General features: G+C 43.1%; 9 protein-coding genes. 6 read left to right on the top strand and 3 right to left on the bottom strand.

What is annotated here, in order from left to right; all coding sequences use genetic code 11:
* Positions 1-15: 15 nt before the first annotated feature.
* The 3 genes from ACHUFN_RS17305 to ACHUFN_RS17295 all read right to left on the bottom strand — a co-directional run bounded on the left by ACHUFN_RS17305 (position 16) and on the right by ACHUFN_RS17295 (position 3,232).
* The gene (locus ACHUFN_RS17305; RefSeq protein ID WP_394223868.1) at positions 16-741 is read right to left on the bottom strand and encodes an alpha/beta hydrolase-fold protein; all 726 of its coding nucleotides are present in this window, start codon (positions 739-741) and stop codon (positions 16-18) included.
* 434 nt (positions 742-1,175) lie between these two features.
* Entirely contained in the window at positions 1,176-2,429 is a 1,254-nt protein-coding gene (locus ACHUFN_RS17300) for a diguanylate cyclase domain-containing protein (RefSeq protein WP_394223866.1), read from the bottom strand.
* A 362-nt stretch (positions 2,430-2,791) separates the two neighbouring features.
* On the bottom strand, positions 2,792-3,232 hold the full coding sequence (locus ACHUFN_RS17295; protein ID WP_394223864.1) for a PRC-barrel domain-containing protein: 441 nt from the start codon (positions 3,230-3,232) through the stop codon (positions 2,792-2,794).
* Between the two features lie 273 nt (positions 3,233-3,505).
* On the opposite strand from ACHUFN_RS17295, the gene ACHUFN_RS17290 reads away from it, so the two are divergent.
* From ACHUFN_RS17290 to ACHUFN_RS17265, 6 genes are all read left to right on the top strand, one after another.
* Positions 3,506-3,631, top strand: coding sequence for a hypothetical protein (locus ACHUFN_RS17290; RefSeq protein WP_394223862.1), 126 nt, complete (start codon positions 3,506-3,508; stop codon positions 3,629-3,631).
* A gap of 893 nt (positions 3,632-4,524) precedes the next feature.
* Positions 4,525-4,746 (top strand): hypothetical protein, encoded by a 222-nt coding sequence (locus ACHUFN_RS17285; RefSeq protein WP_394223861.1) that lies wholly within the window; start codon positions 4,525-4,527, stop codon positions 4,744-4,746.
* Complete coding sequence (nhaA, locus tag ACHUFN_RS17280) at positions 4,736-6,121, top strand: Na+/H+ antiporter NhaA (protein WP_394223859.1); 1,386 nt, start codon at positions 4,736-4,738, stop codon at positions 6,119-6,121. Before ACHUFN_RS17285 ends, nhaA begins: the two co-directional genes overlap by 11 nt.
* Positions 6,122-6,155: 34 nt before the next feature.
* Complete coding sequence (locus ACHUFN_RS17275) at positions 6,156-7,010, top strand: transglutaminase family protein (RefSeq protein WP_394223858.1); 855 nt, start codon at positions 6,156-6,158, stop codon at positions 7,008-7,010.
* A gap of 445 nt (positions 7,011-7,455) precedes the next feature.
* A complete protein-coding gene (locus ACHUFN_RS17270; protein WP_394223856.1) occupies positions 7,456-8,163 on the top strand; it encodes a Crp/Fnr family transcriptional regulator in 708 nt (235 codons plus the stop codon).
* Positions 8,164-8,347: 184 nt separating this feature from the next.
* The gene (locus ACHUFN_RS17265; protein WP_394223855.1) at positions 8,348-16,981 is read left to right on the top strand and encodes a glycoside hydrolase family 94 protein; all 8,634 of its coding nucleotides are present in this window, start codon (positions 8,348-8,350) and stop codon (positions 16,979-16,981) included.
* Positions 16,982-17,052 lie beyond the last annotated feature (71 nt).

Here is a 17,052-nt window from a genome sequence, read left to right as displayed (position 1 = left end):
AGGGTATAGGTGGCATCAGTATTCAAACATCTCGATTGCTTCTGCATTTCTTTCCTGCTTAAGAAGTACGTAGCCCATTCTCATTAATCTATTGCGATTGTAATATCGCTCGCCTTTTGGCACAGCTCCAAATCCATACCTTTCACTAAGTTCCAGATAATAGCCTTTTATATTTTGGATAGTTTGTCCGGGCTTTTCACTCATAAAGTCCCGATAATTGGGGTCCCAAAGTTCTGGAGGGAATATAAAGTGAAGTGCCGAAGTAACGGCTGGTAGTACCGCCGCATAACCATTATTTTCTGTTAACTCGTGCTTGTATTTAAAACTGCTACCGTCGAGAGATTTCAGTGCCAATCCAAACTTTTCGTATCCCTCCAAAATCTGAAGGTTTTGTCCCCCTCCTGATTTTGGTATTGAAATATATAGGTGCCCCGTGAGTTGCTTATTACTTTCTACGATCGCGGCGATTTTCTCAAGTACACTACTTTTTTCGTATCCAACCGCGTTGAAATCAGCGGTGTTTATCGCCATATGAACGTTAAATAATCCGGGCCTATTCCAGATACTGTGCAATGCAAATTGACCTGTTGGTGACAGTCCAACAAGAACTCTGTAGTCAGCGACGTGAAACCTCTCTTCAATGAAGGGAATAATATCATTCTGAATAAACTGAAGGTATTGCTCTTGTTTTCCTCCAAACCATAAAGGCTCGCCATTGCGATTTAAAGGAGTCGGCGTCATATCTCGCCTTTCACCCGATAAATTAGGGATGCCTACCACAAGTGAATATAAGAATCCTTGTAATAATACTTTTCAACGTATGCTCTCCTAATTCGAAAAATTGTTTTGAATAATTATTACGCTAACAGAAGTCGCTGTGTTTAACATGTGAAAATGATTCAGAGAATCAGGTATGGAAGTCTATCAACTGGGTAGCGCTATTTTTTGTTTCATTCAAAAAGAGTGGTAACACTGCTAATACAAAGCCTGAATATTGACTGTCATAGTTAACTGAAAGCAAAGAGCAAGCAATGTAAAGATTTTACAAAGCATATTTATATTTATTGAGCTTATTTATGATAATAGCAAAAAGCAGACGTAAAATTTTCAAAATTCGTCGCCTGTAAGGGTGTGCTAGTTCAAGTCCAGCCTCTGGTACCATTTTCATACTAAAACTAAGAGGTATCTGGCATAGTCGGACAATAAACCTCAAACGTATTACGGCCGTTTTTTTTTGCCTTATACATGGCTTCATCGGCATGTTTATACATGGATGTGTTACATGTTGCATCTAGGGGGCAAACACTAATGCCAATACTCAGACCAATAACATAGGCTTTTTGTCCTATTTGGTGAGGTAACTCAAAGGCACTGAGAATCTTCTTGGCTACCCGTTCACAATCGCCAAAGTCGACGATGTCAGCAAGCAAAATGGCAAATTCATCCCCTCCAACTCGACTAACAGTGTCACTGGCACGGATGCAACCTATCAGGCGCTTTGACACTGATTTTAAAAGTTGATCACCAGCGTCATGTCCCAATGAGTCATTAACGAGTTTAAAGTTGTCCAAGTCTACAAACATCAGCGCTACTTGATAGTGATGCCTCATTGCTAATTTAATGGCTCGGCTCAAACGCTCACCAAGCAAAGCGCGATTAGGCAAGTCGGTAAGCCAGTCATAGTTTGCCTGATGATACAAATCTGAATATTGATTGTCGGATTTGCGAGTAATAATAACCGCGCTATCAACCTTACCGTTGTCATCAAAAAGCAAATTAATGGAGTTAAACACGCGCTTTTTTTTACCTTTCTGACAATGAAGCGTTGAATCTAAATGAACGACATTTACAAGCCCGTCATGCGATAAAAGTTCTAAACTAAGTTCCGGCTCTTTATCATCACCGTCAAAGCTAAAAGTCATAACAGACGTCAATGACATACCCAGAGCTTTTTCCATATCTAATCCAATTAGATCTTCAGCTGCGCGATTGATATAGGTGACATTGAGATATTTATCGCAATTAAATACCGCTTCTTTCATTGATGCCAAGGCCTTTTTCTGCTGAATCATAACTTCTTTTGTATTGCGCGTTTCTTTTTCAAAAAAGGTGCTGCATAGCACTTGAAACCATTTCATTAGAATTTCATTCGGAGGTGCTTTTTCCAAGAAAGCGCTAGGAATGATTTGGACCAGAGTTTCCGGTGACGCTGCCGTCAACATATGTACACCCGAATCGGCGTCAAGGTGACACAATGGCCCGAGAACAAATAATCGTACACTAGACGTTTTTACTATTTTTAGCGCGTGGTTAAAATTTAACGCTCTCTCTAGTTTTACCGTTGGTGCGAATTGATGGAATGACTGATTAATATTAATGGCAAGGCGGTCATCTTCAATGACGATTAACACATCGATACTGCGCTTCATATTCACGTTAACCTTTTGGCAAATTAATAAATAAAAACCGATTAAATTGTGGTCGTAACATCCTTATTTTTTCATAAGCGTATTCTGGATCTTGATTCGAAAATTCAGCCAATTGAAGCAAGTTTTGATGTTCTGCAATACATTGGAATATCTGAACTAACGACCATGAAAAGTGTGAAAGTATTGAGGTGTTTTTTCTGTTCGCTAGCGCACAGTAATAAGCCCAGCTTACACTTATCTTTCTGAGACATTAAATATCAACAAAAAACCGTCGAATACATGGAAGAACCTTTCCAGTTGAGCTTGAAAAATAGCATGTTCAACAGCTTAAAGATGTCAAGATAGTTTGCTTTTACCAAACTCTATTTGCTCTTGCGCTCAGTAGTTGAGTATGTGTTTGGTTTGGAAAGATCAACATGGTAATAGTTGAATATTTCGGTCGCCCAAGTTGGATCTTCCATGTTCGGCCAACTTTTCGCATCAAAGTATGGGGCCTGCTCCAATCTCTCCTCTGGCATCGGTAAAACAAAACATTTTTTCTCGCGCTCCAGAGTTAATGCCTGCCATGGCACGGCCAATAACTTCTCGCCAATACCACAAAATCCTCCCTTTGCGATGATTACAAAGGATACCTCGCCATTTGGGAGCTTAAGCATCAGACTATGTAGCTTTCCGAGCTTTTGTTCTTTGTGGTTGTAAATGTCATTGTTAGCTAGGGTATTAGCACTTAAATAGCACGGCTTTCCCTCTGCCATATTTTGTTGGTTAGGAACTCGTTCTACTTCATGGGCGAGTACGTTCATTTTTTACTCCTATCATGAGAATTGCCGTGATAACGAATAGTAGCCAGCATCGAAATACGCTAAAAAATTCATTATCAGGCCTAATGAAATAAACCTGACAAATTATTGTGCCATCGAACAAACCTATGTTCTGTTCGCTAGCACACTGATGCGTGTCGATATAATTATTATTGGTTGAGTGTGTGCTAGCGAACGGAAAGGTGCGACCAAAGCTATTAAGCTCTATTTCAACTGATAGCAATCTAGCTCTCGGTGAAAAAAATAGAGGCAATTATGCAAAACCCTAAAAAAGACGTAAAAACCGACCAAGAAAAGAAACTTGCACCAGGGAATGAGCCACAAAAGCAACAGTCCCAGCAAGAAAGAAAGCAAGATCAAAAGCGAGAAGAAAAGAAGTAACCTATAGGTTATTGCTCTTGTGATATTAAGCGCATTGGCGGATTAATTCATATCTATATTAAATTCCATAGCGTACTTACTTCACATCTACTTCACCCCAGGAGCCCCTGGGGTTTTCTGTAGGATGAAACAGATTCAATTCTGCTGCACCTTAGGGCTACCTGAGTTTTTTTATCGTATGGAAAAGATTCATAAAGAAACAGATGAATGACTCTCGGTTGAACTAACCAATGTTGAGTATTTTCGGTCTTAGAATGCATCGATAATTTGTGTGCAGTCTATTGGTTGCTATTTGGGGCCCCTCTAGTACTTATATCATCTCCAAAAGCTGACTAACAAATTGTAAATTGCCTGTCGAATATCCAACTAGATAGCTTAGTTGAGTAATCACGTCGATAAGTCAAGTCACTGTTGATGAGTGCTCGAAAAATGTTCTTGGTTAGCAGTTGAAACAAGGGTGTTATAAAACTCCTAATTTCAACTCGCTTATGTTTGCTAGCGAACATACTACAGATAATAGATTGGCTAGACTGAGTTTGTCGCGTAGGCAGATATGAATTGCTCCAAAGTCATAAAGACACAAGGCGTGTGATGAACCAACAGAAAATAGACTACTTGAGGCGTTGCCAGAAATTGGCAATACAGTAAAAAGAAAAACCGATAAATGAAACGCGTCGTGACTACAATACGATTATCCCGCTGAACGAAGGTGAAAAGGATCAGCGCACTCTTGAGGCTGATGGATATCGTTTGACGTTAAAAAATAAGGCCAAGGGAGATATGGCTAGATTTAGTGCAACATTTGCCGAATATCTGAGTCACCCTTAATCACACGTTGGCGTAATTACCTGAAAACCTTGCAAGAGACCATGCCGTCGATAGGAGCAATTATTGTGATTGTAGGAAACGCCAAAAGTTTTTGGCCGTTGCAGGAAGACATGCGTTATGAAACCGGAAAAAGCCTTGGACCCGTCAATTTTTTTGCCTTTACGCGAACCTTGGCAACCTCCCCCTCAGTCGCCAGTGAAAAGACGATGTTGGTAATATCAGTAGAAAGCAACCTGTTCAGATTCATTAACGGGCCGGTTATCGCTGAGAGTGTCGATGAGTTTTAATTATGAGAAGCTACGCTTGCATTTGCTGCTTTCTTACGAAAGAGGTAAAGCAGAACAGTTACCCGAATCTCCGATAGACTGGATAACGCATCCGTTGGGTCGTTTCTTTAAAATCGAAGCGGCGGCCGGGATTATGCTATTGGTTTTTACGCTGTTGGCACTTTTTTTAGCTAATTCTTCGTTTAGCGCACAGTATTTTTCACTATGGGAAACACCGATTGGTGTGACGGTTGGTTCAGTCGTCCTCGAGCGTGATGTGCATGCTTGGATAAACGATGGGTTGATGACACTCTTTTTCTTTTTAATCGCATTGGAATTAAAACGCGAGCTAGTGTTGGGTGAGTTACGCAAGCCAAAGCTTGCAATACTGTCTGTTTCTGGTGCTATTGGCGGGATGCTAGTCCCTGCTTTTGTTTATCTCCTTTTTCAATTTGGTGAAGTGGGCCAAGACGGTTGGGGAACGGTTATGGCTACAGATACGGCGTTTGTAGTTGGTTGCCTTGCGTTGATGGGGCGACGTGTTCCTAAAAGCCTAAGAGTGTTTATGTTGTCTCTTGCTATTGTCGACGACCTTGGCGCCATTATTGTGGTTGCCGTAGGATATGGTTCCGATATCAACTTTTGGTATCTAAGTTGTGCACTCGTCGGTTTCATTGTGGTGAAATGTATGACCATGTTGGGTGTTCGCAGTATTGTATTGTTTGTTATTGCTGGTATTGTTCTTTGGCTACTAGTAGATGCTTCAGGTGTCCATCCTACTGTTGTCGGCGTGCTACTTGGATTGATGACCCCAACAACAAAATGGGTAAGCGATAGCCGCCTGCACGATATTGTTAATACATTATCGAGACCTTCTGAAAGTAGCAACAGTAAAGAACGTATGGCTCATACCAAATTGTTAAGGACAGCCGAGGCCGCGGCACGAGAAGCAATGTCACCGGTTGAACGGTTAGAGTTTGTTCTTCACCCATGGGTTGGTTTTGTTGTTATGCCATTATTTGCCTTTGCCAATGCTGGCGTTTCATTCTCAGCTCAGGGGATGTCCGCTGCTATTGCTGTTTCAGTTTTTTTCGGGTTTGTTATTGGCAAGCCTGCCGGTATATGCCTGTTTAGTTGGGTGGCGGTGCGAGCGAAACTTGCAGAGCGACCATCCGATCTATCTTGGGGAGAAATCTTCGCAGGCGGAATTCTCGCCGGTATTGGATTTACCATGGCGATATTTATCGCCAATCTAGCTTTCACACCTGAACACGTTGATGCTGCAAAACTGGGCATTCTCACAGCATCGTTATTTTCCTCTTTATTGGGAACGACTGTGTTGTTTTTTATCACTCGTAAAAACAGCGAACCCGTCACTCAATCGGCGTTAAGATAGGTGTAAAGAGTGGCAAACGCGGATAACATTACACATGAAAAGGTTTAGCGTCACCCACCAAACGGTATATGAGTACCCAGAAACCGTCCAACTTCAGCCTCACACATTGAGGCTGCGCCCTCGCGAAGGTCACGATCAGCATATTGAGTCGTCTCAGCTTACGATAAACCCAAACGCAAGTTTAAGATGGGTTCGAGATGTAGAAAGCAATTCTATCGTTATCGCCACGTTCTCTGAATCCACCAATCGCTTATTGATTGAGAGTAAGACGATCGTGCAAAAATACGATATATCGCCACATGATTTTTTAATAGCGGACTACGCCGTCTCCTATCCTTTTTCATACCCGATTGATGACGCTAAAACATTGGCACCCTATTTACACGACCGGAATAACGCAGACGATATGGCGCTAAAAAACTGGATAAGTACGGAATGGATTGAAAACCAACCCGCTCAAACCTTTGAGCTACTGCTCTTACTTAACCAGCAAATCTACCAATCCATTGCTTACAAAAAGCGGGATGAAGAAGGCGTTCAAAGCTCGCAAACGACCCTATCAAGTCGCGAGGGTTCCTGCAGGGATTTGGCTACCCTATTCATTGATGTAGTACGATATCTCGGTTTTGCCGCAAGATTTGTAAGTGGTTACATACATGAACAATCTGATAGTACGATCAGCGGCACGACCCATGCGTGGGCAGAAGTGTTTATTCCGGGCGCGGGATGGAAAGGGTTCGACCCAACTCACGGAAGTTTAACTGGTGCGAATCATATCGCTGTGGCTGTAAGCAGGCTCCCCGAACTTGTTCCTGCTGTATCCGGAGCATTTTGGGGGCTTCCTGGTTCTAGTTTAGAGGTAAATGTATGGGTCACAGAAATCTGGTAGTGTGAATCCACAACTTTATCGAGACTTGGGCGTTTACACTTGATAGCAAACAAACTCCCCCAAAACAGTGCGCTGTCTTGATTTACGGTAAATAAGTGTTAGCACGTTAAAATATTGAGACACTGAAGATAACAGCTATGATATGGCCCAACTCCATAATTGCCGGATAGTCAAAAGAAAACCTACTACTAAAATAGTTAATGAAACTTTTACTTTCTTTTACCAAATACCGCCCAGTTCGTTCTAAAAAAAATTAGACCACTAATGCGTCAGGTCAACACAAAATCCTCTCAACCATCTATACTTAATTAGAATCAATTCGTTCTTTGTTCGATATTGCACAGAAGCGAAAAACAACGTTTACATTGCAATAATAAACGTATGTTCTGGATAAGCACGCAGATCTAATAAAGAAAACAGAAAGTCAACAAAGGAACGTTTACTTATGTTCAAATGCAATAACACTCTCTTATCTGCCCTACTCACTGTATTACCTGAACAATACGAAAAAAAACTAGAATTGGTCCCGCTCAAGCTAGCTCAGGTGCTTTATGAGTCAGGAGAGGAATTACAATATGTTTACTTTCCCGTTGATGCCATCGTTTCTTTGCTATTTGAAATGTCTGACGGGGCGTCAGCTGAGATCTCAGTAGTTGGGAATGAAGGTATTGTAGGAGTTGCTGTGTTTTTGGGCGGTGGCAGCACGCCTAGCCGAGCTATTGTGCAAAGCGAAGGAAAAGCATATCGCATCCCTGCTAAGTCAATTCAGCAAGCATTTAATCAAGACTCCGCTGTTCGTATCCTTCTGTTGCGCTACACCCTTTCTCTTATTACACAAATGTCACAGACTGCAGTATGTAATCGACATCACACTATCGTGCAGCAGCTCTGTCGATGGATTTTGCTATCACTAGACCGTTTACCCGACAACAATTTAGCAATGACGCAAGAACTCATAGCAAACATGTTAGGCGTTCGTAGAGAGGGTGTAACGGAAGCGGCGGGTAAACTCCAAAAAGCTGGTGTTATTGTTTACAAAAGAGGACACATCAAAGTTGTAGACCGTCCAAAATTAGAGAGAATGTGCTGTGAATGCTATCAAGTAGTGAAGGAGGAATCTGACAGACTAGAGGCTTTTCATAATCAATGTTAATAGCAAAAAATTAAGTAAGAAGGTTTTTTAATGTATGTGCTTAAACGCACAGATAAATGCATCATCTAAAGGCTAAATAGTTAGGCAATACAGCATGTGCCTAATGCATTTAACGCAGCAGAGACCAGAGTGACAATGCGTTTTTTAGGTATTTCATGAAATTACCTAAAAAGGACGTTTTGCTATGCCCTACACTTTGCTTTCTACTTCTAAGTCGAATACCGCTTGGGAACATATTCCTGTTCGCAAAGATATTTACAGTACCGAGCGTTTGGGAAAGCACGCAGAGGTAATAGCTAAACATCACAAGACTACAACAAAATTGCTGCGTGTTCCCTCACTTCATAAACGATTTGAAGATAACGCACAGACTCTTGAAAAAATAGTGTCGAAAAGCACTTCACATAAACGCAATAGCAAAGACGCGCCTAAAGGGCTCGATTGGTTACTCGACAATTATCACGTAGTCGATTCACAAATTTGGCAAACCACGTTAGACCTACCAGAACGTACGTATCGTCAACTACCTCGCCTAGCCGTTGGTAAGTTTATAGGTTATGCCAGAATATTAGCCATAGCGTGGTACTACGTGGAACATACAGACTGCCACTTTACTACGCAAAGTTTTTGCCACTTTATTTCGTGTTATCAGCGCATTGAAATATTGAGCATATTGGAGTTGTGGTCGCTTCCTTGCGTTTTAAAAGTTGTTCTTATTGAAAATCTGCGTCGCTTATCTCAAGCACAAGTGGATAGACACGTTGCACATAATCAAGCTAATAGTGCGGCAGATAAGGTACTGGCAAAAACGGATAGCTCAACGACGTCGCAGCAATTTACGCCGCCCGACTTAAGCGATTATTCACCAAGCGCGCATGTTGCTTTTCTAGCACAACTGGCAAGGCGCTTACGAGGCAGAGACCCAGATAAATACCCGTTACTTCGTTGGCTTAGCCAACAACTGTCCCAAGAAAGTCTGTCTGTCGACGCCATAATTCAACAAGTATCGCTTGAACACAGTGTAGTAAGCGAAACCATAAGCAATATTATCAATAGTTTAAGACTGCTGGGAGAAATTGATTGGAAAGTTCCTTTTGAACAGTTGAGCCACGTTGATAAGCGGCTGCGTACCTATCCAGCTTATACAGACATGGACTTTAGCACACGCAATCTATATCGCAGCAATATACAAAGGCTAGCCTTTGGTTCTGGATTAACCGAGTGTGAAATTGTTGACGCCGCCTTAGCGCGCGCTAAAACCTTGAGCATTGATGAAACCATCGAATCTGAAAAACGCCGCATTAGCGACCCTGGCTACCACCTATTCGGCGATGCTCATCGTCAGTTTGAGAAAGAGGTTGGCTACAAACCATCCATAAAAGAGCGAATACGCTATGCCTTAGGAGAGTGTGGCACCAAGGTTTATGTGGGGCTTATCATTTCAGTTAGCGCCCTTTTACTCATTATTTTTGTTCTCGCACTATTTGCTTTTAATTTCTCGCTATTGCTGCAAATTGTATTGACTCTGCTTGCTCTTATCCCCATCGGCGAGGTGTCAGTGCTTTTAGTAAACCAAATTATTTTGCGTGTTGTACATACACACCCTTTACCCGGTCTTTCGCTAAAGACCGGCGTGCCGAACGCCAGCAGAACTTTCGTAGTCATACCGTCTTTATTATCCAATAAAGTAGGCGCTAACAAACTTATTCACCAGCTTGAGATGCACTATTTAACCTGTATCGATGATAACGTGAGTTTTGGGCTTTTATTAGATGGGGTTGATGCCACCAGCCAAGCGTTATCTAGCGACAAAATTCATTTACAGCAAATTAATGAAAACATTGCCGCACTGAATAGGAAATACCCAGGGTGTAGAAACCGCAAACGATTTTACCTGTTGTATCGCAAACGCATGTTTAATCGTCACGAGAAGACGTGGATGGCGTGGGAACGAAAAAGAGGAAAGTTACACGAACTCAATCGACTTTTGAGGGGAGCGACAGATACCACTTTTACGCAAGTTAGTTCTGATAGCATAGACATTCCAGAGTATATTAAATATGTGGTGACCTTAGATCAAGACACTCAGCTAACACGCGGTGTGATTAAAAAATTAATAGGTAAAATGGCTCACCCACTCAACACACCGCTACTCGACAGAATAAAGCGCCGTATTGTTAAAGGGCACGGTGTTTTACAACCTAAAGTTACTCCTTTAATGCCAAGTAATGGCAACGGTTCGTGGTATCAATTCATATTCTCAAGCCCAGGCGGAATTGATCCGTATGTTTCCAGTAGCTCAGATGTGTATCAAGATTTATACGACGAAGGGTCTTATACTGGAAAAGGTATTTACGATATTGATGCATTTGAGAGTGCGCTGAAATCTCGTGTACCTACCAACACACTGTTAAGTCATGACTTATTTGAAGGGATATTCGCACGGGCGGGCTTTGCTTGTGATATTGAAGTATTGGAAAGATACCCCCGAAGTTATCATGCCGATATTAACCGTCTTCACCGATGGACAAGAGGTGATTGGCAACTGCTTCCGTGGCTGCTGGGCATAGTAAACGGTACAGGTAAAATCCCCACGCTTGGACAATGGAAAATTATTGATAATTTACGTAGGTCACTGGTACAGCCTTGCCTTTTTGCCACACTGATTTTGTCTTTTTCCTTTCCGTTATATCAAGCTCTATTTGTCTGGACAACGTTATTAAGCATACTGGCAGCTCCTTTTATTATTCACCTGTTGCTGCTTTTTATTTCATATCGTCGAAGCCAAGGCAGAATAGTCACGCATTTAAAAATGTGGTTATCAGACGGACTACTGTCTTTTCTCAATTGTTTATTTATTCTTGCGTTCCTCCCTGATAAAAGCGTGAAAATTTTAGATGCTTTAGGAAGAGCACTTTTGAGAATGGCGTTTACACAAAACCACCTTTTACAGTGGGTATCGTCAGATGAGATAGAACGCACACATAAACCCTCGCTGGTGAACTACTACAAGCTTATGAGCACAAGTGTTGGCTTGGTGTTGTTTGTTGCAATAGCAACGCTCTTGTATTCAGTTACCTATTTTTTCACAACATTACCTTTTGTACTGTTATGGCTTTTCGCCCCTGCGATAGCGTGGTTGTTGAGCCAGCCAAATGTACGCCCTTACCTACACCTTAGCGAAAATAGGCAAACTACCCTTCGCCTTATAGCGCGCAGAACCTGGCGTTTTTTCGATGAGTTTGTAACACCAGATGAGAACATGCTGCCACCGGACAACTTTCAGCAACTACCCGAAGCGAAAACAGCGCACCGCACATCACCGACTAATATCGGATTATATTTACTGTCGATAGCAAGCGCTAAGGATTTTGGCTGGTTAGGGCTTGTTGAAGCAACCGAAAAGCTTGAAGAAACGTTGGAAACACTCAGCAAGCTTGAAAAGTATGAAGGGCACTTACTGAATTGGTATCACACGCAAACACGTCAACCATTACACCCTAAATATGTTTCATCTGTTGATAGTGGTAACTTAGCAGGACACCTTATTGCACTAGCCAACACACTGGAGGCGTGGCGAGAAGACGTTGAAGAGCGTGTTGAGCCGAATATTAAACAAGCGCTTCACGATAATTTACTGCTGCTAGACGCAGCTATTATGAACGTTGAGCCACCACAAAAGCACTATTCTCACTGTCGAATTGAAATACTGAATTTACTGAATTTATTGGAAGATCAAGACAGCGATGCAGCGTATGACTTGGTAACCGTAGAGAAAACCCTTCATAAATTATTGTCACTACTGACTAGCAAAGAAACGTCAATCGACGAGAATATCAACTACTGGTTACAAAATACAATTAAACGTACAGAAGCTGCAGAACAAGACAAACAGATTCTATCTGTTGCGCAGAGCGACCTAAAAGCACGGTTTGAGCGCCTTGCTTCTTGCGCTCGCTCACTTGCGATGGACATGAACTTCCACTTTTTATTTAACCAAGAGAAGGTCTTACTCAGTATAGGGTACTCTGTTGATAACGATGAGTTAGATACGGGTTGCTATGACTTATTGGGTTCTGAAGCGCGTTTGGCTAGTCTGTTTGCCATTGCCAAAAATGACATCCCTTCAAAGCACTGGTTTCACTTGGGTCGCACAGCATCGCCCGTTGGATTCAGCGCGGCGCTGCTATCGTGGTCAGGTTCGATGTTTGAATATCTCATGCCATCCTTAGTTATGCGGGCGCCTTTCGGCAGTCTGATTGCCAGTACAAACAACATGGCCGTAATTCAACAACGGCATTATGGAAGGCATCTTAATGTTCCATGGGGAATTTCTGAGTCGGCATACAATGCACGAGACTTAGAATTTAACTATCAATATTCAAATTTTGGTGTGCCTAGTTTAGGGCTTAAACGTGGCCTTGCCGACAGTATTGTGGTGTCCCCCTATTCAAGCGGGCTTGCCGCTATGGTAGACCCTAATAGTGCTGTAAAAAACTTTAAAGAACTGCAGTCAATAGGTTGTTTGGGGCCATATGGTTTCTACGAAGCTGTCGATTTCACACCCTCAAGACAGCCCAAAAACACTAAATATACGGTTATTGAAAGTTATATGGCGCATCATCAGGGCATGACCATTGTTGCTATCAACAATGCGCTCAACAATGGCGTTATGCGCAATCGGTTCCACAACGAGCCAATGATTGGCGCCTGTGAATCGCTACTTCAAGAGCGTATTCCCCGTAATGTCTCACTAAAACGTCCTTTTGCTCAGGGGGATAGCATTGCGCAAAACCTTTCACCATCTAAATCCACATCTCGAATTTTTAGCCCGCATCAAAGCGGGCCAAGACAAACAAATATGCTGTCAAACGGCAGGTACACGGCAATGGTCACCTCAGCAGGTAGTGGCTATAGCGTTTGGAAGAACATCGCGATCACACGCTGGAATGGCGATACCACCACCGACGATGACGGTATGTATTTCTTTGTTCACGACGTAAAATCGAAACAAACCTATTCGCCGTCAATACAACCGTTACACGCTGAAAACAGCGAAAATTGCGGCAGGTACTCGGCTGAGTTTGCCGAAGACTACACTCGTTATGAAGCAATACACGATAAAATTAAAAGCAGTGTAGACGTTGTGGTTACCAGTGAAAGCGATGGCGAGGCTCGTCAGCTTAAAGTGAGTAATACATCGCTTATTAGTAAACGTGTTGTTGTCACCTCTTTCAATTCATTGGCACTGGCGCCTAGGGAAGCTGATAGCGCCCACCCTGCTTTCTCTAAACTGTTTGTTAAAACAAGTGTGCTTAAAGAGCGCAACGCACTTATCGCAACAAGGCGAAAACGTGCGCCTGAAGAACGTGAAATATGGGTCGCGAACTTTGCTGTAGTGAGCGACCAAGAAGTTAATAAATTCGAGTTTGACACGAGTAGGCTGACCTTTATAGGTAGAGGTAAGGCTATTCACAACGCAAAAGGAAACGAAGTAAAACACGATGGTCTTAACCGGCTTAGCAGTTCAATCGGCGCAGTTATCGACCCAGTATTCGTATTACGACATCACATTGATATTCCCGCAGGAAAACAAGTAACGATAACCTACTGGCTATTAGTCGCACCTTCTCGTAAAAGCCTACTGTCGCTTATCGATCAACACGCTGATACCTATTCGTTTGAGCGCGCGAAAACCATGGCATGGACGCAAGCACAACTCTTACTAAGGCACCTAGGTATAAACAATGATGAAACCGCAACCTTCCAAAAAATCGCAACACCACTACTTTACTTAGATACCAGGTACACGCAGCAAAAGACATTACCTTTACCGGTAAAAAGCATAAAGCATGTGTTATGGCAAGAAGGCATATCTGGCGACCTCCCAGTTGTGGTAATGCGAATAGGTGAAAGTGCTGATATTAAACATGTAGAGCAACTGTTGCGTGCACACGAGTATTGGAAACTAAAAATGTTGTATGTGGATATCGTAATCATCAACGACCAACGTTCAACCTATTTTCACAGTTTACAAGAGGCTATTGAAACCGCGGTTCGCTGCAGTCAATCGCCTGTTTATCACTCGGATGAACACACCCGTCCTGCACACTGCTATGTACATGTGTTGCGTTATGATCAAATTTCTACAGACTTACGCGATACCATCATGCATGCTGCTAGACTGGTGATTGACGCTCGCGATGGAGATTTAGAAACGCAATGTCATCGCCTTCTTGAATCGGATTTTACAGATAAATCATACGCTAACGAAAACGTACAAAAACAAGCGCGGTATATGACGCCGTCGCTGTTAGATAAGAAAGATACTTTCACTCTTTCTTTTTTCAACGGAACAGGCGGGTTCGATACTAAGAACAATGAGTATGTTATTCAATTAAACAACGGTCTCACTCCTCCTGCCCCTTGGATAAATATCATCGCCAATGACGATTTCGGTTTTCAAATTGGTGAGGATGGAAACGGCTACACATGGGCCAAAAATAGCCGCGATAACCAGTTAACCCCTTGGTACAACGACCCAGTGTGTAACCCGTGCGTGGACAACTGGTATATGAGAGATGAGAATTCACTTGCGTTAAGCAGCGCAGCTAACCAACCCATTCAAGATGACGGTGAATACCAGGTGCGCCACGGCTGGGGCTACAGTGTATTTTCACACCATGCCGACCATATTTATATGGAATCCACCCACACCGTTGTGCAAAACGCCCCCGTAAAAATGGTGCGCCTTTGTATTAAAAATACGGAAGAACGCGAACGTAAATTATCAATTACCAGCTATATTGAGTGGGTTCTGGGTAACGACAAGTATGAAAGCGGACCTTTCATAAGCACCTCCTTCGAGCACGACTTTCAAGCCATTATTCTGTCCAATCCGTTTTCCACTGAATTTTATGAAAGTGAAGCATTCGTGATGCTTCAAAATGAGCTGGCTGAATGGACCACCGATCGTACAGAATTCTTAGGGCAATATGGTAGTCCAACTAACCCAAACGCTTTAGCCGTAGATACGCAGATGAAAAAACGTGTTGGGCATGGGTTTGATACCTGTTCGGTCCTGCAAACAAAGTTCACCCTTCAGCCGAACGCCTCCCACGATGTAGTACTGGTTTTTGGTTACGCAAGCAGCCATACCCACGCCCTTACTTTAATGAAACGCTATAAGTACAAGAGTTTCGACGCTGTGCTACAGAAGACGAGAGCCTATTGGCTACATCTGCTCACGCATGTTCAGGTAGATACCCCTGACAAAGCAACTAACCTAATGCTAAACGGCTGGTTGAACTATCAAACGATGAGTAGCCGAATTCTAGCGCGATGCGGCTTTTACCAGGCCAGTGGCGCCTTTGGGTTTCGCGACCAATTGCAAGATGGAATGTCAATGCTATGGCACAGTCCCGAGCGAGTGCGCGAACATGTATTGTGCGCAGCGTCTAGACAGTTTAAAGAGGGTGACGTTCAACACTGGTGGCTTCCACTTACAGGCCGAGGGGTAAGAACCCATATTTCTGATGACAGAATATGGTTGGTGGTCGCGGCAACGCACTATGCCAAAAACACCCAAGACCAAAACATTTGGCAAGTGCAAATACCTTTTTTAGAAGGACCACTTCTAGACCTAGAATCCCATGACGCTTTTTTCATGCCGAACAGAAGCGATGATACCGCGAGCCTTTTAGATCATTGTATCTTGTCGATAAACACAGCGCTTGCCACTAGAGGGGAACATGGCTTACCGCTAATTGGCACGGGGGATTGGAACGACGGCATGAACGGTATAGGCAAACTGGGCAAGGGGGAAAGCGTGTGGCTAGGCTGGTTTGTTTTATTTGCCATTGACCAACTAATTGCACTTCCGTCACCTTATTGTCAGCAGAAACTAATGCCTCACAAAGCACAGTGGCAACAGGCCTCGCGAGAACTCACTAACGCAATAGAGCAACATGCCTGGGATGGTGAATGGTACCGACGAGCCGTTTTCGATAACGGTATCTGGCTAGGCTCTCAGCTTAATGATGAATGCAAAATTGACGCTATTTGTCAGTCGTGGGCAGTGCTTTCAAATCACGCACTCCCCAACAGAGCCAACAAAGCCATGAAAATGGCGTCTCAGTATCTGATAAGAAAAGAGCTAGGCTTGGCGCTGTTATTTACCCCTCCTTTCGAAAAAACTATATTGGAGCCGGGCTACATAAAAGGTTATCCCGCAGGTTTTCGAGAAAACGGGGGGCAATATACCCACGCGGCAGTCTGGTCAGTCATGGCGCTGTGTAAGCAAGCAAAAATAGATCAGGCATTCGAGCTCTTTTCCATGCTAAACCCCATCAACCATGCGCTTAATGAAGCGCATTGTGCTCAATACAAAGTTGAGCCTTACGCTATGGCGGCAGACATCTATTCTGTGCCGCCCCATTGCGGTAGAGGTGGCTGGACCTGGTACACAGGGGCCGCAGGTTTAATGTACCAAGCGGGGATCTCTTTCCTACTAGGCATAGAGAAGCGAGGGAACGCATTAGAAATAACACCGCGGTTACCGTCACAGTGGGATCGATTTAGCGTAACAATAGATATGGATAAAGCACACTACGTAATAAAGGTAATAAGACACACGCAAGGAGCAAAGACCGTGAATACAGATGAAGCATCTTGCACGTGTAGCAAGCGCAAAACGGCATCTTATGATAATGAAAAGTGCGACGTTTATATCGACGATGAGAAATATAGCTTCACCACAAATATCGCGTTCCCACTTTTAGCAGGCAAGCATCATGTCAGAATCTTGATAAAAGACTAGGTAATGTGGTTCAGCGCACAGAGGCGCTAAATACAGCGAGTATATTGGTGAAAGAACCTATTCTAAGGGGT

Source organism: Alteromonas gracilis (assembly GCF_043642145.1).
GTDB lineage: Bacteria > Pseudomonadota > Gammaproteobacteria > Enterobacterales > Alteromonadaceae > Alteromonas > Alteromonas gracilis_B.
Note: the sequence above shows the minus strand (reverse complement) of the source record. Positions and strands in the feature narration are given on the sequence as shown.